This window comes from Pseudomonas sp. GXZC, from assembly GCF_026967615.1.
Taxonomy (GTDB): Bacteria; Pseudomonadota; Gammaproteobacteria; order Pseudomonadales; family Pseudomonadaceae; genus Aquipseudomonas; species Aquipseudomonas azotoformans_A.
On sequence record NZ_CP114115.1, the window covers coordinates 2965510 to 2990074 of the forward strand.

Annotated in this window: 2 protein-coding genes; both read left to right on the top strand. The window is 64.8% G+C overall.

The window, feature by feature from the left end; all coding sequences use genetic code 11:
- The first annotated feature begins 45 nt into the window (after positions 1-45).
- Entirely contained in the window at positions 46-12873 is a 12828-nt protein-coding gene (locus OZ428_RS14005) for a non-ribosomal peptide synthetase (protein WP_269133775.1), read from the top strand.
- Positions 12870-24164 carry a non-ribosomal peptide synthetase gene (locus OZ428_RS14010; RefSeq protein WP_269133776.1) on the top strand — a complete coding sequence of 3765 codons (11295 nt, stop codon included), beginning with the start codon at positions 12870-12872 and terminating at the stop codon, positions 24162-24164. The genes OZ428_RS14005 and OZ428_RS14010 overlap by 4 nt, the downstream gene beginning before the upstream one ends.
- Positions 24165-24565: the final 401 nt, after the last annotated feature.

Genomic DNA, 24565 nt, shown 5'->3' on the forward strand with positions numbered 1-24565 from the left:
AAACGGACTTTCTTCTCCACCGTGACTTATCAGGCAGGTTACCCCATGCAGTTCAGCGAATTATTGGCAGCGATTTCCACCCATGCGATCCGTCTGCAACTGGAAGAAGGCGACCTGATCATCCTGGGCGATGACGAAGCACTGGACGATGCGCTGTGGGATCAATTGATCGCCCACAAGCCCCGGCTGCTCCAACTGGTGGCCGAGCATGGCGGCGACTGGCTGAGCCCGGCCTACCGCATCACCCCGGACATGCTGCCCCTGGTCAGCCTCGACCAGGCCGCCATCGACCGGATTGTCGCGGCCATCCCCGGCGGCGCGGCGAACGTGCAGGATATCTACCCACTGGCGCCGCTCCAGGAAGGCATGCTGTACCACCATCTGTCGGCGGAGCAGGGCGATCCGTACGTGCTGCACGCGCAGTTCGAGTTCGACAGCCGTGGGCGTCTGGAGGCGTTTGCCGAAGCGCTGCAATGGGTGATTGATCGTCACGATATCCTGCGCACCTCCATGGTCTGGGAACGTCTCGACGAGCCGTTGCAGGTGGTGTGGCGCAAGGCTCGCCTGTCTTGCGAGGCGGTTGATTTCGATCCGCGTAGTTATCGCATGGACCTGGGCCAGGCGCCGTTGCTGCGCTTGGTGTTTGCCGAGGATTCGCACACTGGGCGAGTGGCCGCGACCCTGTTGTTCCATCACACCATCCTCGATCACACCGCCCTGGACGTGGTGCGCCATGAAATCCAGCTGTACCTGGCCGGCGAGCACGCCCAGGCCGGTGAGCCGGTGCCGTTTCGCAGCTACATCGCCCAGGTACGCCATGGCGTCAGCGAGCAGGCCCACGAGGCGTTCTTCCGCGAGATGCTGGCGGACATTGATGAGCCGACGCTGCCTTTCGGCTTGCAGGACGTACAGGGTGACGGCGTGGGCATCGACGAGGCACGCATCCCCGTCGACGGCACACTGAGCCGCCGCCTGCGCGCTCTGGCACGCCCCCTTGGCGTCAGCGTGGCGAGCATGATGCACCTGGCGCTGGCCCGCGTGTTGGGCGTGGTTTCCGGGCGTGACGCAGTGGTGTTCGGCACTGTGATGCTCGGCCGCATGGGCGCGGGCGAGGGCGGTGAACGGGCCCTGGGCATGTTCATCAACACCTTGCCCTTGCGTGCGGATGTGGGCGAACAGGGCGTGCGTGCCGGGGTCAAGGCCACCCATGAACGCCTCACGACCTTGCTCAACCACGAACATGCGTCCCTCGCGCTGGCCCAGCGTTGCAGTAGCGTGGCGGCGCCGACGCCGCTGTTCAGCGCCATGCTCAACTACCGCCACAGCGCCGCCACGGACATGGCCGATGTGATCGAGGTCGCCGAGGGCATCCGCGTGCTGGGCGCCGAGGAGCGCACCAACTACCCGCTGACCGTCAACGTCGATGACCTGGGGGAGGATTTCACGCTGACCGTGATGGTCGACGCGTCCATCGGTGCCGAACGGGTTGCCACGTACCTGCACACCGCCCTGGCAAGCCTGGCCGACGCTCTGGAGCAACGACCGGACATGCCGCTCAGCGGCCTGAACATCCTGCCCGACACCGAACGCCATACCCTGCTGCACAGCCTCAATCAAAGCCCCGCGCACTACGCCGACACCGCCCTGATCCATCAGCAAGTCGAAACCCACGCCGCCGCCCAGCCCGAAGCCATCGCCTTGCGCTTCGACAACCAGCGCCTCACCTACCGCCAGCTGAACGAGCGCGCCAACCAGGTTGCCCATCGCCTGCTGGCCCAAGGCATCTGCCCGGATGACCGCGTGGCGATCTGCGTGGAGCGCGGTCCGGAGATGATCATTGGCTTGCTCGGCATCCTCAAGGCGGGCGCCGGCTATGTGCCGATCGACCCGGCCTATCCGTTGGAGCGCATTGCCTACACCCTGGCCGACAGCACGCCGGTGGCGGTGCTGGTGCAAGCCAACACGCGTCACTTGGTCGGCGACCTGCCACAGATCGACCTGAATGGCTTGCGCGGTGAGTCCCTCGTCAACCCACGGGTCAGGGTCAGCCCGGCCCATTTGGCCTACGTGATCTACACCTCCGGCTCCACCGGCCAGCCCAAGGGCGTGATGATCGAACACCGCCAGGTGGCTCGCCTGTTCACGGCCACCGAGCATTGGTTCGGCTTCAACGCCAACGATGTATGGGCGTTGTTCCACTCGTTCGCCTTCGATTTCTCGGTGTGGGAAATCTGGGGCGCGCTGATGCACGGCGGCCAGTTGCTGATCGTGCCGCAACTGGTCAGCCGTTCGCCGGATGAATGCTATTCGCTGCTGTGCGAAGCGGGTGTGAGCATCCTCAACCAGACGCCGAGCGCCTTCCGCCAACTGATCGCGGCACAGAGCCAGAACCCGCAATCCCACTCCTTGCGCCAGGTGATCTTTGGCGGCGAAGCGCTGGAACCGGGCATGCTCAAGCCGTGGTACGCCCGGGCGATCAACGCCGGGACGCAACTGGTGAACATGTATGGCATCACCGAAACCACCGTGCATGTGACCTATCGCGCCCTTGAAGCGGCGGATGCGCAATTAGTTGGCGTCAGCCCGATTGGCGTGCGTATTCCCGACTTGCAGCTGTACGTGCTGGATGCGCGTCGCGAGCCGCTGCCGTTGGGGGTGGTCGGTGAGTTATACGTCGGCGGCGCCGGGGTGGCGCGCGGTTACCTCAACCGTGAGGCGCTGACCGCCGAGCGTTTCCTGGCCGACCCCGCCACCGGCCAGCGCCTGTACAAGACCGGCGACCTCGGCCGCCTGCTGGCCGACGGCAGCGTCGAATACCTGGGGCGCAACGATGACCAGGTGAAGATCCGCGGTTTCCGCATCGAATTGGGCGAGATCGAAGCGCGCCTGGCCACGGCCCCTGGTGTGCGTGACGCGGTGGTCATCGCCCGTGAGGACGAACCGGGCGACAAGCGCCTGGTGGCCTACGTGATTGCCGAGGGCGAACTACAGGCAGCCGACCTGCGCGACCATCTGCTGCAGAGTCTGGCCGAGCATATGGTGCCCAGCGCCTTTGTGCAGCTGGATAAATTCCCGCTGACCACCAACGGCAAGCTCGACCGCAAGGCACTCCCCGCGCCGGATGCCGACGCCCTGGCCCGTCGCGGTTACACGGCGCCACAAGGCGCGGTGGAAACCGCCATCGCCACGATCTGGCAAGACCTGCTCAAGCTCGACCAGGTCGGCCGTGACGACAACTTCTTCGAACTGGGTGGCCATTCGCTGTTGGCCGTCAAGCTGATCGAACGCATGCGCCAGGTCGACCTCAGCGCCGATGTGCGCGTGCTGTTCGGCCAACCGACCCTGGCGGCACTCGCCGCCGCCGTCGGTGGGCAACAGGAGGTGCAGGTCCCGGCCAACCTGATCACCCAGGCCAGCCAGCACATCACCCCGGACATGGTGCCGTTGGTGGAACTGGATCAGGCGGCGCTCGACCACATCATCCAGAGCGTACCCGGTAGCCTCAGCAACGTGCAGGACATCTACGGCCTGGCGCCGTTGCAGGCCGGCATTCTCTACCATCACCTGGCGACCACCGAGGGCGATCCCTACGTGTTGCAGGTGCAGTTCAGTTTCAACGACCAATTGGCGGTGGACGCGTTCATCCAGGCACTGCACAGCGTGATCGAACGCAACGATATCCTGCGCACCGCGATTCTCTGGGAGGGCCTCAACGAGCCGGTGCAGGTGGTCTTACGCCAGGCGACCTTGGCCGTTGAGCGTAGCGACGAGTCGCTTGCCCAATTGCAGCAACGCTTCGACCCGCGTCACTTCCGCCTCGACCTGACCCGCGCGTCACTGATGCGCTTCGCCTACTCAGAAGAGCAAGGCCGTTTTGTCGGCATCTTGCTGTTGCACCATATCCTGCTGGACCACACCGCGTTGCAGGTGCTGGTGGACGAAATGAGCGCCAGCCTGTCCGGCAACAGCGCACAACTACCGGACGCCGTGCAGTACCGCAATTACGTGGCCCAGGCGCGACTTGGGGTCAGCCAGGCCCAGCACGAAGCCTTCTTCAGCGAAATGCTCGGCGATATCGATGAGCCGACCCTGGCCTTCGGCCTGCAGGACGTGAATGGTGACGGCAGTGGCATCCTCGACGCCCACCTGCCGCTGGAGCCGGCGCTCAGCCTGGGCTTGCGTGAACAGGCACGGCAACTGGGGGTGAGTACCGCCAGCCTGGTGCATTTGGCCTGGGCCCAAGTGCTGGGGCAGGTGTCCGGCCAGCAGGACGTGGTGTTCGGCACTGTGTTGCTCGGCCGGATGCAGGGCGGCGAGGGCGCCGACCGCGCGTTGGGCATGTTCATCAATACCTTGCCGCTGCGGGTCAGCCTCGGCACGGTCGGCGTGCAAGCCGGCGTGCGCGCCACCCATGCACACCTGGCGCAATTGCTCGGGCATGAGCACGCCTCGTTGTCCCTGGCCCAGCGTTGCAGCGGCGTGCCGGGTTCGCTGCCGCTGTTCAGCACCTTGCTCAACTACCGCCACAGCGCACCGGGGGAGGCGCCGGGGGACAGCCCGTTCGCCGCCTCCGGTATCCAGATTCTCAGCTCCGAAGAACGCAGCAACTACCCGCTGGTGCTCAACGTCGATGACTTGGGCACGGGCTTCGCGCTCACCGTACAGGGTGTCGCGACCCTCGATGTACAACGCGTGGGTGAATACATGCTCACCGCGTTGGGCCACCTGGTGACCGCGTTGCAGCAGGCGCCGACCACGCCGTTGCAGGCAGTCTCTATCCTGCCAGCCGCCGAGCGTCACCAATTGCTGATGGACTTCAACGCCACGGCCCGTGAATACCCGTCCCAGCTCACCGTGCACCAGCTGTTCGAAGCCCAGGCGCTGGCCCGTCCGGAAGCCGTGGCGGCCGTGCATGGCCAGCTGTCCTTGAGCTACCGCGATCTTAACCGGCATGCCAACCGCCTGGCCCATCACTTGCTGAGCCAGGGCGTGCAGCCGGGCGAAAGCGTGGCGATTGCCCTGCCGCGTTCCCTCGATCTGCTGATCTGCCAGCTGGCGATCCTCAAGTGCGGCGCGGTGTATGTGCCGCTGGACGTCAACGCGCCGGTCGAGCGCCAAGCGTTTATCGTGCAGGACAGTGGTGCGCACCGGGTGCTCAACAACCTGGCCGACCTGAACCTGGACGCCCAGTCGCCGCGTAACCCTGAACTGCCGCAGTCCGCCGAAAGCGTCGCCTACATCCTCTACACCTCCGGCTCCACCGGGGCGCCCAAAGGCGTGCAAGTGCCGCACCGCGCCATTTCGCGCCTGGTGCTCAACAACGGTTACGCCGAATTCAACGCGCGCGACCGCGTGGCGTTCGCCTCCAATCCGGCGTTCGATGCCAGCACCCTCGACGTGTGGGCACCGTTGCTCAATGGCGGCTGCGTGGTGGTGGTCGAGCATGGCGTGCTGTTGTCCCAGGCGGCGTTTGCGTCGTTATTGCAGGAGCAATCCGTCAGCGTGTTGTGGATGACCGCCGGGCTGTTCCACCAGTACGCCGACGCGCTGATGTCGGTGTTCCGCCAGTTGCGCTACCTGATCGTTGGCGGCGATGTGCTCGACCCGCAGGTGATTGGCCGTGTACTTGAACACGGTAAACCTCAACACCTGCTCAACGGCTATGGCCCCACCGAAGCCACCACCTTTTCCACCACCTTCGAGATCACCTCGGTGGGCGAGGGCGGCATTCCCATCGGCCGGCCGATAGCGAATGCCCAGGCCTACGTGCTCGACCCGCGCCAGCAACCCGTGCCGTTGGGCGTGGTGGGCGAGCTGTACATCGGCGGTGCGGGCGTGGCCAAGGGGTATCTGAACCAGCCGCAACTGACCGCCGAAAGATTCATCCCGAACCCGTTTGGTGAAGGCCTGCTGTACCGCACCGGTGACCTGGCCTGCTGGCAGGTCGACGGCACCTTGCTGTACCAGGGGCGCAATGACCTGCAGGTGAAGATCCGTGGTTTCCGGATTGAACCCGGCGAGATCGAAACCTGCCTGGCCAGCTTCCCTGGCGTAAAAGACGCTGTGGTCTTGGCCCGTGAAGACGAGCCCGGCGACAAACGCCTGGTGGCCTACTACACCGCCAGTGAACCATTGAACATCGAAACACTGCGCGCCCACCTGCAAGGCCACCTGCCGGATTACATGGTGCCGTCGGCCTATGTGTGGCTGGAGCTGCTACCGCTGACCGCCAACGGCAAGCTCGACCGCAAGGGCCTGCCGGTGCCGGACCAGAGTGCGCTGCTCAGCCGTGGCTTCGAAGCGCCGGAAGGCGAAGTGGAAACCCAGCTGGCGCAGATCTGGCAGGACGTGCTCAAGCTCGACCGCGTGGGCCGTCACGATCACTTCTTTGAGTTGGGCGGGCATTCATTACTGGCGGTCAGCCTGATCGAGCGCATGCGCCAGGTCGGCCTGAGCTGCGACGTACGTGTGTTGTTCAGCCAGCCAAGCCTGGCGGCGCTGGCCGCGGCCGTGGGCAGTGGCCGGGAAGTCGTGGTGCCGGCCAACGGCATTCCAGCGGGTTGCACCCAGATCACGCCGTCCATGCTCACGCTGGTACAGCTCGACCCGACGGCTATTACGCGTATCGTCGCGAACGTGCCGGGCGGTGCGGCGAACGTGCAGGATATCTACCCACTGGCGCCGCTGCAGGAAGGCATTCTTTACCACCACATCAGTGCCGAGCAGGGTGATCCGTACCTGCTTCAATCGCGCATGGCATTCGACAGTATCGAGCGCCTGCACGCGTTCATGGGCGCATTGCAAAAGGTGGTGGCCCGCCATGACATCTTACGTACCGGCGTGGTCTGGGAAGGGCTGGACAGCCCGGTACAGGTGGTTTGGCGTGAGGCGCAGTTGGTGGTCCAAGAGGTCGATCTGGACCCGGCAGACGGCGGCATCATCGAACAATTGCACGCGCGCTTCGATGCCCGCCATTACCGCCTGGACATCACCCAGGCGCCGCTGCTGCGCATGGTTTACGCCCAGGATCCGCAGCATAACCGCGTCGCGGCGATCCTGTTGTTCCACCACCTGGCGCTGGACCACACCGCCATGGAAGTGGTGGGCCAGGAGATGCGCACGTTCCTGTTCAACCCGGCGCAGGACTTGCCCGAGGCGGCACCGTTCCGCAACTACGTGGCCCAGGCGCGCCTGGGTGTCAGCGTGGAGGAACACGAAGCTTTCTTCCGCGACATGCTTGCTGACGTGGATGAGCCGACCTTGCCGTTCGGCGTGCAAGACGTGCAGGGCGATGGGCGTGAGATCGAAGAAGCCGAATGGCCGGTGGATGCCGTGCTGGCCCAGCGCGTGCGCGAACAGGCGCGGCAGTTGGGCGTCAGCGCGGCAAGCCTGATGCACCTGGCCTGGGCGCAGGTACTGGGCCTGGTGTCCGGGCGTGACGACGTGGTGTTCGGCACCGTATTGATGGGCCGCATGCAGGCCGGTGACGGTGCGGACCGTGCGCTGGGCATGTTCATCAACACCTTGCCGCTGCGGGTCAATGTAGCCGCGCCGGCGGCGGTTGCGGTCAAGGCGACCCATGGGCGCTTGAGCGCTTTGCTCGGCCATGAACACGCGTCCCTGGCGCTGGCCCAGCGTTGCAGTGGCGTGGCGAATGCCTCGCCGCTGTTCAGTGCCTTGCTCAACTACCGCCACAACACGCCTGGCGAAATGGCTCGCGACGGGCACGGTATCTGGGAAGGGGTGCAACTGCTCGGTGGTGAGGAACGCAGCAACTACCCGCTGACCTTGAGCGTGGATGACCTGGGCGAAGGCTTCGGCCTGACCGTCTTGGCACTGCCGCAGATCGGTGCCCAGCGCATGTGTGCCTATATGCATAACGCTGTCGAACAGTTGGTCGAGACGCTGGAAAACGCACCGAAGACTGTGCTGACCCAGCTACCGATCCTACCGACAGCGGAGCGTGAAACCCTGCTGCGCGAGTTCAATGCCACCGCCAGCGATTTCCCTAAGGGCCACACGGTGCATGGGGCATTCGAGGTCCAGGCCGAGCGCCAACCTCACGCCATTGCCGTGGTGCAAGACGGCGAATCGCTGACCTACCAGCAGCTCAATATTCGCGCCAACCAGTTGGCCCATCATCTGTTGCAACAGGGCGTACAGCCCGACGATCGCGTCGCCCTGTGCTGCCGTCGCGGCCCGCAGATGCTGGTGGGCTTGCTGGGCATCCTCAAGGCCGGTGCCGGCTACGTGCCTGTCGACCCGGCGTATCCCGCCGAGCGCATCGCTTACTTGCTGCAAGACAGCGCCCCCGTGGCGGTGTTGGCCGAAGCCAGTACCCGCGACCTGTTGGGCGCGGTTGCCACCCTCGACCTGCACGATCCGCGCTTGCAGCAGCAGGCCGTCAGCAACCCGCAACTCAGCGCGTTGACCCCGGCGCACCTGGCTTACGTCATCTACACCTCCGGCTCCACCGGCCAGCCCAAAGGTGTGATGGTGGAACACCGCACCGTGGAAAACCTGGTGCACTGGCACTGCGAGGCCTTTGGCCTGGCTGCGACGGGCCACACCAGCAGCGTCGCCGGTTTTGGTTTTGATGCAATGGCCTGGGAGGTCTGGCCGGCGCTGTGCGTGGGTGCCACCCTGCATCTGCCACCGGCCGATATAGGCAATGAAAACATCGATGCGCTGCTCGCCTGGTGGCTGGCGCAACCGTTGGACGTCAGCTTCCTGCCAACGCCTGTGGCCGAATACGCCTTCAGCCAGAACCTGCAACACCCCACGTTGCGCATTCTACTGATTGGCGGTGATCGCCTGCGCCAGTTCACTCAGGAACGCCGCTTTGCAGTGATCAACAACTACGGCCCCACCGAAGCCACGGTAGTTGCCACCTCCGGCCGCGTACGCGCCGGGCAGGTGCTGCATATCGGCCGGCCCATCGCCAATGCCAGCGTCTACCTGCTGGACGCGCACTTGCGTCCGGTGCCGGTGGGTGTGGCGGGCGAGTTGTATGTGGGCGGCAGCGGCGTGGCGCGCGGTTACCTGAACCGTCCGGACCTTAGCGCCGAACGCTTCCTGCAAGACCCGTTCAACGAGGGCCGCATGTACCGCACCGGCGACCTGGCGCGCTGGTTGCCGGATGGCAATATCGAGTACCTGGGGCGTAACGATGACCAGGTCAAAGTGCGTGGCGTGCGGGTTGAGCTGGGTGAAATCGAAAGCCGCCTGGCCGCACTGGACGGCGTCGCTGAGGCGGTGGTGCTGGTGCGCGAAGGGCGCTTGATTGCCTGGTTCACCGAACAGCAACCGTTGGATATCGACACCCTACGCGCGCAACTGCAAGCCCAATTGCCGGATGCCCTGGTGCCGGTCGCCTATGTGAAGCTGCATACCTTGCCTCTGACCGCCAACGGCAAGCTCGACCGCAAGGCGTTGCCGGAACCGGATCAGGCGGCGTTGCTGACGCGCGATTATGAAGCACCCCAAGGCGAGGTTGAGAGCACCCTGGCGCGTATTTGGGCCGAGGTTCTGCAAGTGGAGCAGGTCGGGCGCCATGACCATTTCTTCGAGCTGGGCGGCCATTCGTTGCTGGCCGTCAGCCTGATCGAACGCATGCGCCAGGTCGGCCTGAGTGCCGATGTGCGCGTGCTGTTCAGCCAGCCGACCCTGGCCGCGCTGGCGGCTGCCGTGGGCAGTGGGCGCGATGTGTCGGTGCCGGACAATCGCATTCCGGCGGGTTGTCAACGTATCACCCCGGACCTGTTGTCCCTGGTGCAACTCGACCAATCGACCATCGACCACGTCGTTGCCCAGGTGCCCGGTGGCGCCGCCAATGTGCAGGATATCTATCCGCTGGCGCCGTTGCAGGAGGGCATTCTCTACCACCACATCAGCGCAGGGCAGGGCGACCCTTACCTGCTGCAATCGCACCTGGCGTTCGACAGCCTCGACCGCTTGAATGCCTTCGCCCAGGCGCTGCAACAGGTGATCGACCGTCACGACATCCTGCGCACCGCCGTGGTCTGGGAAGGCCTGGCCCAGCCGCTCCAAGTGGTGTGGCGCAAGGCCCGCTTGCAGGTGCAGGCGGACGTGATCGACCAACTGCACCAGCGCTTCGACCCGCGCCAGTACCGTGTGCCGATGAATCAGGCGCCGCTGATACGCCTGGTGTACGCGCCGGACCCGGCCAATCAGCGCGTGGTCGCGATCCTGTTGTTCCACCACATTGCCCTCGACCACACCGCCCTCGACGGTGTGCGCCACGAGATGCAGGCCAGCCTGCTCGGGCAGCCACAACCTGCCGGCGACGCCACGCCGTACCGTAACTACGTGGCCCAGGCGCGGTTGGGTGTCAGTGAAGAGGAACACGAACAGTTCTTCCGTGGGATGCTCAGCGATATCAACGAACCGACCTTGCCATTCGGCCTGCAGGATGTGCGCGGCGACGGTAATGCTATCGAAGAGGTCCAGCTGAACCTGGCCCCAACTCTCAACCAGCGCCTGCGGACCCAGGCGCGCTTGCTCGGCGTGAGCGCCGCCAGCCTGTTCCACCTGGCGTGGGCGCGGGTGCTCGCCAGCACCTCCGGCCAGGAAAACGTGGTGTTCGGCACCGTGTTGCTGGGGCGCATGCAAGGCGGTAAAGGAAGTGACCGCGCGCTGGGCATGTTTATCAACACCTTGCCGCTGCGCGTGGACATCGATGGCAGCGGCGTGCGCGTGGCGGTCAAGCAGACCCACGCGCGATTGACTGCACTGCTCGGGCATGAACACGCGTCCCTTGCCCTGGCTCAGCGTTGCAGCGGTGTCGCCGCGCCGCAGCCGTTGTTCAGCGCCATGCTCAACTATCGCCACAGCGACAGCCAGCAGGCGCCAGTCTCCCAGGCCTGGGAAGGCATCCAGACCCTGGCCAGCGAGGAGCGCACCAACTACCCGTTGACGCTGAACGTGGACGACCAGGGCGACGGCTTCCGTCTCACTGCCATGACCGCGAAGTCGATTGGCGCGCAACGCCTCTGCGGTTATCTGCAGGTGACCTTGCAAGGGCTGGTCGACGCGCTGGAGCAGGCGCCGCAGCTGGCGGTCAATCGCCTGCCGGTGCTGGAGGCTCAGGAACGTCAGCAACTGCTGTCGGGTTTCAACGCCACTGAGGTCGCCTATGACCTCGACCAGACCTTGCACGGCCTATTTGAAGCGCAAGTGACGCGCACACCGGACGCCATCGCCGTCAAGGCAGGTGAGCTGGTATTGACCTACGCCGAACTGAACGCGCAGGCCAACCAACTGGCGCATCACCTCATAGACAGGGGCGTGCAAGCCGATTCGCGGGTGGCGATTTGCGTGGAGCGGGGCCTGGACATGGTGGTCGGCCTGTACGCGATCCTCAAGGCGGGTGCCGCCTATGTGCCGCTGGACCCGGCGTATCCGCTGGAACGTATCGCCTACATGCTGGAAGACAGCGCGCCTGTCGCGGTGCTGGCCCAAGGCAGTACGCGTGGGTTGCTGGGCAACGCGCCGGTGATCGATCTGGACCGTCCGACCTGGCAACACCAATCCATTGACAACCCACAGGTGCAGGCCCTCAGCGCCTATGTGATCTACACCTCCGGTTCCACCGGCCAGCCCAAGGGCGTGATCAACGACCACCCCGGCGTGGTCAACCGCCTGTTGTGGATGCAGGACGCCTACGGCCTCAAGGCCCACGACCGGGTGTTGCAGAAAACCCCGTTCAGCTTCGACGTGTCGGTGTGGGAGTTCTTCTGGCCGCTGTTCACTGGAGCGTGCCTGGTGATGGCGCGTCCTGGTGGGCATAAAGACCCGGCCTATCTGTGCGAGGTGATCGCGAACGAACAGATCACCACGTTGCACTTTGTGCCGTCGATGCTCGATGTGTTCCTGGCCCATGGTGATGTCAGCCAGGCGGCGGGTCTGCAACGGGTGATGTGCAGCGGCGAAGCCCTGCCGGGCAGCCTGGTGCGGCGCTTCAAGCAGCAGTTGCCGGGCATCGGCCTGTACAACCTGTACGGTCCGACCGAAGCGGCGGTGGACGTGACCGCCTGGAACTGTGCGCGCCCGGACATGCCGGACAACACGCCGATTGGCAAACCCATCGCCAACACCCGGATGTATGTGCTCGATGCACAGCTGCAGCCAGTGCCTCTGGGCGTAGTAGGCGAGTTGTTCATCGGTGGTGTGCAAGTGGCACGCGGTTACCTGAACCGGCCGGAATTGACCGCCGAACGTTTCCTCAAGGACCCGTTCACCGACGGCCGCCTGTACCGCACCGGCGACCTGGGGCGCTACCTGCCTGACGGCACAATCGAGTACCTGGGCCGCAACGACGACCAGGTGAAGATCCGTGGCCTGCGTATCGAACTCGGCGAGATCCAGGCACGCCTGCTGGAACATCCGCAGGTCAACGAGGCCGCCGTGCTGGCTCGCGATGACCGGCTCGTCGCCTACTACACCGGCGTTCGGGCAACGGACCTGCGCGAACACCTGCTGCACCACCTACCGGATTTCATGGTGCCCGCGCTGTTCGTGCACCTCGACGCGTTGCCGCTGAGCCCCAATGGCAAGCTCGACCGCAAGGCCTTGCCGGCGCCGGGCAGCGAAGCCCTGACCGTGCGCGAGTACGAAGCCCCGGTGGGCGACACCGAAATCCTCCTGGCGCAACTCTGGGCCGAGCTGCTCAACGTGGAGCGGGTAGGGCGCCAGGACAATTTCTTTGAACTGGGCGGGCACTCGCTGCTCGCCGTGAGCTTGATCGGGCGCTTGCGCCAGGAAGGCATGGAAGCCGATGTGCGTGCGTTGTTCGAACAGCCGACCCTGGCTGGCTACGCCGCGATGACTGAACGAATGGAGATCGTCCTGTGAGCATTCTCGAACTGCTGGCGACGCTGAAAACCAAGGACGTGCAACTCGCGCTCAAGGGCGAGCAGTTGTCGGTGCAAGGCAACAAGCAAGCGCTGAGCGACCCGGTGATCCTCGCCGCCTTGCGTGAACACAAGCCGGCGCTGATCGCACTGATCAAGGCCGGCGAGTATTCGGCCGCCAACGAGGTGCCGGCCAATGGCATCCCGGCCAATGCCGAACGGATCACGCCGGCCATGTTGACCCTGTCCGAGCTGAGCCAGGATGAGATCGACCGTATCGTCGCCACGGTCGACGGTGGCGTGGCGAATATCCAGGACATCTACCCGCTGGCGCCGCTGCAGGAAGGCATTCTGTTTCACCACGTCAGCACCGAGCAGGGCGACCCCTATGTGATGCAGTCGCAATTCGCCTTCGACAGTGTCGAGCGTTTCGAGGCGTTTGCCCTGGCCCTTCAGGGGGTGATCGACCGTCACGACATCCTGCGCACTGGCGTAGTCTGGGACGGATTGCAACAGCCGTCGCAAGTGGTCTGGCGCAGCGCGCAGCTGCCGGTGCAGGCGCTGGAACTCGACCCGGCCGACGGTGATATTGCTGCCCAACTGCACGCGCGCTTTGATGCCCGCCATTACCGGCTGGACGTGACCCAGGCGCCGCTGCTGCGCCTGGCCTGGGCGAAGGATCCGGCGCAGGGGCGCATCGTTGCGATGCTGCTGTTCCATCACATGGCCCTGGACCACAGCGCCCTGGAAGTGGTGCGCCATGAAATGCAGGCGTTCCTGCAAGGCCACGCCGGGCAATTGAGTCACGCCGTGCCGTTTCGCAACTACGTGGCGCAGGCGCGGCTGGGTGTCAGCGAGCAACAGCATGAGGCGTTTTTCCAGCAGATGCTTGGCGATGTGGTCGAGCCGACCTTGCCCTTCGGCTTGCAGGATGTGCAGGGCGATGGGCGTGACATCAATGAACTAGATTGGCCGCTGTCGGACGCGCTCAACCAGCGCCTGCGCGCCCAGGCTCGATCGCTGGGCGTCAGCGTTGCCAGCCTGTTCCACCTAGGCTGGGCCCAGGTGCTGAGCGTGCTGGCCGGCAAATCCCAAGTGGTGTTTGGCACCGTGCTGATGGGCCGTATGCAAGGTGGACATGCCACGGACCGTGCCTTGGGGATTTTCATCAATACCTTGCCATTCCGTGTGGACGTGGGCGGCGGCGACCTGCGCAGCGCAGTCAAGGCCACCCACACGCGCCTCACCGCGCTGCTGCGCCACGAACACGCGCCCCTGGCGCTGGCGCAACGTTGCAGTGGGGTGGTGGCGCCGACGCCGTTGTTCAGCGCATTGCTCAATTATCGCCACAGCGGCACCGGCACCAGCAGCGAAGCCGTGGCCGCGTGGCAGGGCATCGAGACGCTGCGTTCGGATGAACGCACCAACTACCCGCTGACCCTCAGCGTGGATGACCTGGGCGATGGGTTCATCCTGCGCCTGCTGGCGACCACCCAGGTCGATCCACAGCGTGTCTGCGCTTACCTGCAAACCGCCCTGGACAACCTGGTGACCGCGTTGGAACAGGCGCCACACACCGCGCTCAACCAAGTCTCGGTGCTGCCTGCCGATGAACTGCGTTTGCTGCTGGAACACTTCAACGCCACGCAAGCGAATTTTCCCCAGGGCACCACGCTGCACGCTCGCGTCGAAGCCCAGGCCGCCCTCACGCCGGACGCGATTGCCGCCGTGCATTCGGGCCGTCAGCTGACCTATGCCGAACTCAACCAGCAAGCCAACCTGCTGGCCCATCACCTGCTGGCGCTGGGGGTCAAGCCGGACGACCGTGTCGCCATTGTCGCCCGACGGGGCCTGGACACCCTGGCCGGCTTGCTGGCGATCCTCAAGGCCGGCGCCTGTTATGTGCCGGTGGACCCGTCGCACCCGGCCGAGCGCCTCACGTACCTGCTGACCGACAGCGCCCCGGTGGCGGTGTTGACCCAGCACGCCTTGCTCGCACGCTTGCCGGCCTTGGAAGTGCCGGTAATAAACCTCGACCGCTACACCTGGCAGCACCATTCGGCGAGCAACCCCACGGTGGCAGTCACCCCGTCCCACCTCGCCTATGTGATCTACACCTCCGGCTCCACCGGCCTGCCCAAAGGCGTGATGGTGGAGCATCACACCGTGGCCAACCTGGTGGACTGGCACTGCAACGCCTTCGACCTGTGCGCCGGGCGCCACACCGCCAGCGTCGCCGGGTTCGGCTTTGATGCGATGGCCTGGGAAGTCTGGCCGGCGCTGTGTGTAGGCGCGACCCTGCACCTGCCACCGGCCCATGACGGCACCGAAGATATCGACGCGTTGTTGGCCTGGTGGTGCGCGCAGCCGTTGGACGTGTGCTTCCTGCCCACACCGGTGGCTGAGTACGCCTTCAGCCAGCAGATCGAGCACCCGACGCTGCGCACCTTGCTGATCGGTGGCGATCGCCTGCGCCAGTACAACCGGGCGCAGCGCTTTGACTTGATCAACAACTACGGGCCGACCGAGGCCACCGTGGTTGCCACTTCGGGCAAGGTCGAGGCCGGCCAACCGCTGCATATCGGCAAGCCCATCGCCAATGCCACGGTTTACCTGCTCGATGAGCACCAGCGTCCCGTCCCATTGGGCGTGGCCGGTGAGTTGTACGTGGGCGGCAAAGGCGTGGCGCGGGGTTACCTGAACCGCCCGGAACTGACCGCCGAACGCTTCCTGCAAGATCCCTTCAACACTGGGCGCATGTACCGCACCGGCGACCTGGCGCGCTGGCTGCCGGATGGCAACATCGAGTACCTGGGGCGTAACGACGACCAGGTAAAAATTCGCGGCATGCGCATCGAACTGGGCGAAATCGAAACCCAGCTCAACCAAGTGGCAGGCATCCAGGAAGCGGTGGTGCTGGTGCGTGAAGAACGGCTGGTGGCGTATTTCACCGAAAACCGCCAACTCGACCCATTGGCCGTGGGCGATATCCGCGCCCAGCTGGTAGCGCACCTGCCGGACTACATGGTGCCGGTCGCCTACGTGAAGCTGGACGCGCTGCCCCTGACCGCCAACGGCAAGCTTGACCGCAAGGCCTTGCCGGCGCCGGACATGGCCGCCGTGTTTACCCGCGAGTACGCGGCACCCGAAGGCGAAATTGAAAGCGTGCTGGCGCAGATCTGGGCCGATGTGCTGCATGTGGAGCGCGTCGGGCGCCGTGATCACTTCTTCGAACTGGGCGGGCACTCGTTGCTGGCGATGCGCATGGTCTCGCAGGTCCGCCAGCGCCTCGGTGTCGAGTTGCTGCTCGGCGATTTGTTTGCCAACGCCGAACTGGCGGCCGTTGCCGAGGTGCTGGCCCGGTCTGGCCGCAGCACCTTGCCGGATATCCTGCCGGCCAATCGTGACGAGCAGGTGCCGCTGTCCTTTGCCCAGCAGCGCCTGTGGTTCCTGGCGCTGATGGAAGGCGCCAACACCGCCTACAACATCCCCATCGGCCTGCGTTTGCGTGGGCAGTTGCATGTCGAGGCGCTGCAACGGGCGCTGGCACGCATCGTCGCGCGCCACGAAACCCTGCGCAGCCGCTTCGCCCAGCACGGTGATGACGCCCAGGTGTTGATCGTCCCCGCCGAGGACGTGCTGCTCCTGCAAGTACAGGACCTGCGTCGCCACCCGCAACCCCAGCAGGCGCTGGATGCGTTGATCCACGGCGAGGCCTCGGCGCCGTTCGACCTGGAACGTGGCCCGCTGCTGCGCGGGCGCCTGATGGTCATGGCCGACGACCACCATGTGCTGTTGCTGACTCTGCACCATATCGTTTCCGATGGCTGGTCCATGGGCGTGCTCACCCGCGAACTGATGGCGCTGTACCAGGCGTTCAGCCACGGCCAGCCCGACCCATTGCCGCCGCTGCCGATCCAGTACGGCGACTTTGCCGTGTGGCAGCGCCTGTGGCTGAGCGGCGAAGTGCTGCATCGCCAGAGCACCTATTGGCAGCAGGCGCTGGCCGGTGCGCCGGCCTTGCTGACCTTGCCCACTGACCGCCCGCGCCCGGCGCAACAGGACTACGCCGGCAGCAGTGTCGAGGTGCGCCTGGACGAACGCCTCACCGCCGGGCTCAAGGCCTTGAGCCAACGCCACGGCACCACCTTGTACATGACCTTGATGAGCGCCTGGGCCTCACTGCTCGCGCGGCTGTCCGGGCAACAGGATGTGGTGATCGGCTCGCCCGTCGCCAATCGCACGCGCAGCGAGGTGGAAGGGCTGATCGGCCTGTTCGTCAACACCTTGGCCGTGCGCATCGACACCTCCGGCGAGCTGAGCACCGAGGCGCTGCTGGCGCGGGTCAAGGCCCTGGCGTTGGAAGCCCAGGCCCATCAGGACCTGCCGTTCGAGCAGGTGGTGGAAATCACCCGGCCGCCGCGCAGCCTGGCCCACAGCCCGTTGTTCCAGACGCTGTTGACCTGGCAGGACAGCAGCGCGCCGACCCTGGCCTTGGGCGACCTGGCCCTGGAAGGCATCGTCGAGAACAGCCATTTTGCCAAGTTCGACCTGTCCCTGGACTTGAGCGAAGTGCAGGGCACGATCATCGGCGCGCTGGAGTACGCGGTGGCGCTGTTCGATGAGTCGACGGTGCAGCGTTACGTCGGCTATTTCACCCGCGTGTTGCAGGCCATGGTCGATAACGATCAAGCGGTGCTGGAACAGGTGTCGCTGGTGGATCCGCGCGAACGTCAGCAGTTGCTGTTCGACTTCAACGCCACCGAGGTGGCCTACGACCTCGACCAGACCGTGCACGCTATGTTCGAAGCGCAGGTGGCGCGGACACCGGATGCCGTCGCCGTCAAGGCTGATGACCGGGTACTAACCTATGCCGAGCTGAACGCACGGGCCAACCAGTTGGCGCATCACCTGCTGGAAATCGGCGTTCAGCCGGATTCACGGGTTGCGATCTGTGTGGAACGTGGCCTGGAGATGGTCATCGGCCTGTACGCGATTCTCAAGGCCGGCGCGGCCTATGTGCCGCTGGACCCGGCGTATCCGCTGGAGCGTGTCGCCTACATGTTGGAAGACAGCGCGCCGGTCGCGGTGTTGGCCCAGGGCGCGACACGCGGGTTGCTGGGGGATGTGCCGGTGGTCGATCTGGATCGGCCGACCTGGCAGCACCAACGTCAAGACAACCCCGGTGTAGAAGGCGTCAGCGCTTATGTGATCTACACCTCCGGCTCCACCGGCAAACCCAAGGGCGTGATCAACGACCATCCCGGCGTGGTCAACCGCCTGTTGTGGATGCAGGACGCCTACGGCCTGCAAGCCCATGACCGGGTGTTGCAGAAAACCCCATTCAGTTTCGACGTGTCGGTGTGGGAGTTCTTCTGGCCGCTGTTCACTGGCGCTTGCCTGGTGATGGCGCGTCCTGGCGGGCATAAAGACCCGGCCTATCTGTGCGAGGTGATCGCCGCTGAGCAGATCACCACGCTGCACTTCGTACCGTCGATGCTAGATGTGTTCCTGGCCCATGGCGACGTTAGCCAAGCGGCCGGTCTGGTGCGGGTGATGTGCAGCGGCGAAGCCTTGCCGGGCAGCTTGGTGCGGCGCTTCAAGCAGCAGTTGCCGGGCAGCGAATTGCACAACCTGTATGGCCCGACCGAAGCCGCCGTCGACGTGACCGCGTGGAACTGCGCCGGCCCGGTGACGCCGGACAACATGCCGATTGGCAAACCGATCGCCAACACCCGCATGTATGTGCTGGATGCACAGATGCAGCCGGTGCCCTTGGGCGTGGTGGGCGAGTTGTTCATCGGCGGCGTGCAAGTGGCGCGGGGTTACCTGAACCGGCCGGAATTGACTGCCGAGCGTTTCCTCAAGGACCCGTTCACCGACGGTCGCCTGTACCGCACCGGCGACGTGGGCCGCTACCTGGCGGACGGCACGATTGAGTACCTGGGGCGCAATGACGATCAGGTGAAAATCCGTGGCTTGCGCATTGAACTGGGGGAAATCCAGTCACGCCTCACCGACTATCCGCCGGTCAACGAAGCGGCCGTTATCGCCCGCGACAATCGTTTGATCGCTTACTACACCGGGGCATTCAGCGAGATCGACGGGTTGCGTGCGCACCTGTTGCAGCACCTGCCGGAGTTCATGGTGCCGGCGATCTTTGTGCACCTCGACAGCCTGCCCCTGAGCCCCAACGGCAAGCTCGACCGCAAGGCCTTGCCTGCGCCGGGCCTGGAGTCGGTGGTGGTACGCGAATACGAAGCGCCCCAGGGCGACACGGAAATCGCCTTGGCCAGCCTGTGGGCCGAGTTGCTCAACGTGGAGCGCGTGGGTCGTCACGACAACTTCTTCGAATTGGGCGGGCACTCGCTGCTCGCGGTGAGCCTGATGGGGCGCATGCGCCGCCTCGGGTTGTCGGCGGATGTGAAGGTGTTGTTCGGCCAGCCGACCTTGTCGGCCTTGGCGGCGGCGTTGGGTGGCGGTCGGGAAGTGGCGGTGCCGGCCAATCGCATCGCGCCTGATTGCACCTTGATCACCCCGGATATGTTGCCGTTGATCCAACTGGACCCGCCGGCCATCGAGCGTATCGTCGCTTGCATTCCGGGCGGCGCGGCGAACGTGCAGGACATCTACCCGCTGGCGCCGTTGCAGGCCGGCATGCTGTATCACCATCGTGCGGTGCAGGGTGCTGACGACTATGTGCTGCGCGCGCAGTTTACATTCGACAGCCCACAGCGCCTGGAGGCGTTTGCCCTGGCCTTGCAGGCGGTGATCCAGCGCCATGACATCCTGCGTTCGTCGTTCCATTGGGACGGCCTGGAAGAACCGGTGCAGGTGGTGTGGCGCCAGGCGTCGCTGCGCGTCGAACACGGCGCGGTGCCGGAACGGCTTGATCTGGTGCAAGCGCCATTGATGCGCCTGGTGGTCAATGCGCACAGTGCCTCGTTGCTGTTCCACCACCTGGTGATGGACCACATCGCCCTGGAGATCCTGCAACAGGAGATGCAGGCGTTCCTCATGGGCACTCAACACACCTTGGGCGCGGCGGTGCCGTACCGCAACTATGTGGCCCAGACCCGCGTCGGTGCAGAGGATCACGAAGCGTTCTTCCGCGATATGCTCGGTGATATCGATGAGCCGACCCAGGTCGAACGCCTGGGCGAAAATGAGCAGATTCAACACCCACTGGATGCGGACTTGAGCCAACGCCTGCGCACCCAAGCGCGGCAATCCGGCGTCAGCGCCGCCAGCCTGATGCACCTGGCCTGGGCCCAGGTGCTGGGCAAGGTCTCGGGCCGCGACAACGTGGTGTTCGGCAGCGTGATGCTCGGCCGCTTGCAAGGTGGTGAAGGCGCCGAGCGGGCCATGGGGGTGTTTATCAATACCTTGCCGCTGCGGGCCGACCTGGGTGAACACTCGGTGCGCGACGCGCTGCGGGCCACCCACGCACGTCTCAGTCAATTGCTCAGCCATGAGCAGGCGCCGCTGGCGTTGGCCCAGCGTTGCAGCGGCGTGCCGGCGGCGACGCCGCTGTTCGACACGTTGTTCAATTATCGTCACAGTGCGCCGCAGGCTGCCAGCGAGGCGTGGCAAGGCATTCGGATGCTCAAGGCTGAAGAACGCAGCAACTATGGCCTGTCAGTGAGCGTGGATGACCTGGGCGACGGTTTCTTCCTGAAAATCGTGGGGCAGGGCGCGCGCCGGTTGTGCGGCTACTTGCAGGTTGCCGTGGAACAGGTGGTGCAGGCGTTGGAGCAGGGCAGCGCGATGGGCATCAGCCACTTGCCAATCCTGCCTGCTGCCGAATGCCAGCAACTACTGGAGTTCAACGCCACCACGCGACCATTCCCGCGTGAACACACCGTGCAACGCCTGTTCGAAGCCCAGGCCCAGGCGCGTCCTGGCGCATTGGCGGCGCTGCATGGCGGGCAGTCACTGAGTTATGGCGAGCTGAATATCCGTGCCAATCGCCTGGCCCATCACCTGTTGGGCCTTGGGTTGCGTCCCGGCGATAAAGTGGCGATCCTGCTGCCGCGCTGCCTGGACCTGTTGGTCAGCCAACTGGCCGTGCTCAAATGCGCCGCCGCCTATGTGCCGCTGGATATCAATGCGCCTGCCGAGCGCCAGGGTTTCATGGTGCAGGACAGCGGCGCCGCCTGGTTGTTGACCCGCAGCGATATGGCCGTCGACTACGGTGTACAGCGGTTGGACCTGGACACCTTGGCCCTCGACCCGCAGCCCAGCCACAACCCGGACCTCTCGCAGTCCTCGGACAGTGTGGCGTACATCATGTACACCTCCGGTTCCACTGGCACGCCCAAAGGTGTGTTGGTACCCCATCGCGGCATCACGCGTCTGGTGATCAACAACGGCTACGCCGACTTCAATGCCAGCGACCGCGTGGCCTTCGCCTCCAACCCGGCGTTCGACGCCAGCACCATGGATGTGTGGGGCCCGCTGCTCAACGGCGGCCAGGTGCAGGTGATCGACCACGCCACCTTGCTGGATCCTGTGGCCTTCGGCGTGGCTTTGGCGGACGCAACGGTGCTGTTTGTCACCACGGCATTGTTCAACCAGTATGTGCAGCTGATTCCCCAGGCCCTGGCGGGCTTGCGCATCCTGCTGTGCGGCGGTGAGCGTGCCGACCCGGCCGCCTTCCGCAGCTTGTTGGCCCAGGCGCCCGCGTTGCGCCTGGTGCATTGCTATGGGCCGACCGAAACCACCACCTACGCCACCACCTATGAGGTGCGCGCGCTGGCCGAGGACGCCGACAGCGTGCCGATTGGCCGCCCGATTTCCAACACGCAGATTCATGTGCTGGATGCGCACCTTCAGCCAGTGCCCGTGGGCGTGACCGGTGAAATCTGCATAGGCGGGGATGGCGTGGCCTTGGGGTATCTGAATCGACCTGATCTGACCGCTGAAAAGTTTGTGCGAGACCCTTTGATTGACGGGGCCTTGATGTACCGCACCGGCGACCTCGGCCGTTGGACGGCGGACGGCCTGCTGGACTGCATCGGGCGCAATGACGACCAGGTGAAGATCCGTGGTTTCCGCATCGAATTGGGCGAGATCGAAGCGCGCCTGGCGACCTACGCCGGTATCCAGGACGTGGTGGTGCTGGCTCGCGAAGATGCACCGGGCGACAAGCGGCTGGCGGCCTATTTCACCTGGGCTGATCAGCCTGTCGACCTCGACAGCGTGCGCGCCTATCTGCACAGCCAATTGCCGGAGTACATGGTGCCGTCGGCCTTTGTACCGCTGGATCACCTGCCGTTGACCGCCAACGGCAAGGTCGACCGCAAGGCCTTGCCGGTGCCGGCCCTGGACACGTTCAACCGCCGTGAGTTTGAAGCACCGGCCGATGGACTGGAACACACCCTGGCCCAGCTATGGACCGAGGTGCTGAAGCTGGAGCAGGTTGGTCGCCATGACAGTTTCTTCGAGTTGGGCGGGCATTCATTGCTGGCGATCCGGCTGGTCAACCTGATGGAAGAAGCGGGGTTGCAGGTGTCACTGGCTGAGCTGTTCCAGCATGCCAGTGTTGCCTCCGTCGCCGCGATGCTGCGCCAGCGTACGGATGAGCCGGTGCGTGACACGTCGGTGATCAAGGTACGCAGCGGTGGTTCGCAAGCGCCGTTGTTCCTGGTCCACGAATTCAGCGGCATGGACGTGTATTTCCCGGCGCTCGGCCAGCATCTGCCGGGTGATTATCCGATCTATGGCTTGCCGGGCGTAGCGCTGGGCGAACCGCACCTGAACACGATGGAAGGTCTGGCTGCGCGGCTGGTCGGGTTGATCCGAGGCATTCAGCCCCATGGGCCTTACCGGGTTGCCGGTTGGTCGTTTGGCGGGGTGCTGGCCTATGAAGTGGCGATGCAACTGCTGGGGCTGGATGAACCGGTGGCGTTTCTCGGTTTGATCGACAGCTACGTGCCGCGCATGACCGACCAGGGCAAGGCGCGCTGGAGCGGGCCGGATGCGCTCAAGCGGCATTTGTTGTTGCAGTGCACGGCGTACTGGAAAACACAGGGAGGTGTGGATGAGTTGGCGAGCCTTGGGCAGTTGGAGGCGCAGGTTGGACAGCTGGACTTTGCAGGCCTGCTGCAACGTTGTCGCGATGAAGGTGTGCTGCACGCGCAAATGGCAGCGGCGACGGATGCGGACCTCTTGAACTATATCGAGCGGGAAGTGGGTCACGGGCATGCTTTGGCGCATTACAGCCTGTTCCCGTTGCCGATCGCGGTGCATCTGTTCAGCGCGAGTGAGCGGCCGACCGAGTTGTCGCGGCGCAGTGAAACACTGGGTTGGAATGAGGTGTTGGCGCCGGGGCAATTGCGCCAGGTGGCGGTGCCGGGGGATCACCAGAGCATGATGCAGGCGCCGCATATCCAGGCGCTGGGTCAGGCGATGGCTGAGGCCTTGGTGACGTGCACGCCGCAGGTTCAGGCCCCGCATCAGCCCTTGCTGCGGATTCAGAGTGGCCGGGCGGGGTATGCGCCGGTGTTCTGTGTGCCGGGGGCGGGGGACAGCGTCACCGGGTTTATTGGCTTGAGTGAAGCGCTGGGGCGGGATTGGCCGTTATTTGGCTTGCAGCCGCGTGGGTTGGACGGTGAGGCGGTGCCCCATAGTCAGGTGGAAGTGGCGGCGACTTGTTACTTGAAGGCGTTGGAGCAGGAGTGTCCGCAGGGGGCGGTGCATTTGGTGGGGCATTCGTTTGGCGGCTGGGTTGCGCTGGAGATGGCGTTGCGGTTGCAGGCGGCGGGGCGGGAGGTGGCTTCGTTGACGGTGATTGACAGTGAGTCTCCGGAGCGCGCCGTTAGGCCTTATACGACGACGGCGGCGTTGGTGCGGTTGATTGAGGCGATGCAGTTGTCTGCGGGTATGTCGCTGGGGATTGATCTGGGGGATTTTGCAGGAGCGGATGAGGTGGCGCAGCGGCGGCAGTTACACGCAGGGATGGTTGGCGTTGGTCTGTTGCCTGGGCGGTCGGCTGTGGATGCGATGGATGGGCCGGCGCGGACTTATGCGGCGGCGTTGCGTACGCGGTATCGGCCGGGTGTGCGATTTAACGGGGTTGTGCGGTTGGTGTTGGCTGAGGATCCGGCGTTGGATGCGGCGGGGAATCAGCGGGAGCAGGGGTTGATGGTTGAGGGGTGGCGGCAGCAGGGGAGTGGGTTGCAGGTTTGGTATGGCGGGGGGAATCACTTTACGTTGCTCAAGGCGCCCAATGTGGTTGGGTTGGCGCGGTGGTGGGTGGATGGTTTGGTGGTTGGGGAGGTTGTTTCGTGAGGGGGCTGTTGGTGTACATATCCGTTGCTGTGGTCACGGCGACTTATGGTTCCGCTCTTACAGCGGGTCACTTTTGGAAAGGCCCAAAAGTAACCAAAAGGCCTTCGCCCCACCACTCGGCACCTCGCCTAGGCTCGGTGTGCCCTCACTCCGGCTTTGGAGCGTGGGCCGCCGCGATGGGCCATCCTTGGCCCAGCGCGGCTAACCCGGCGTCCTGCCGGGTTACCCACGCTCCAAAGCCTGCGTTCGGCCAGCGTGGTTTTACGGGGCGCCGAAGATCAAGAGCAAGATCAAAAGCGACTCGCTTCGCATCGTGGATACGTTTTTTGTCTTCTGTAGGAGCCGGCTTGCCGGCGAAAAACGTGAGGCCGCTGCGTTTATCCAGATGTCCCCCCATCATC

Excerpts from the sequence above, each read along its gene's own strand:
- OZ428_RS14005 (WP_269133775.1), top strand. The coding sequence starts at position 46 with ATGCAGTTCAGCGAATTATTGGCAGCGATTTCCACCCATGCGATCCGT.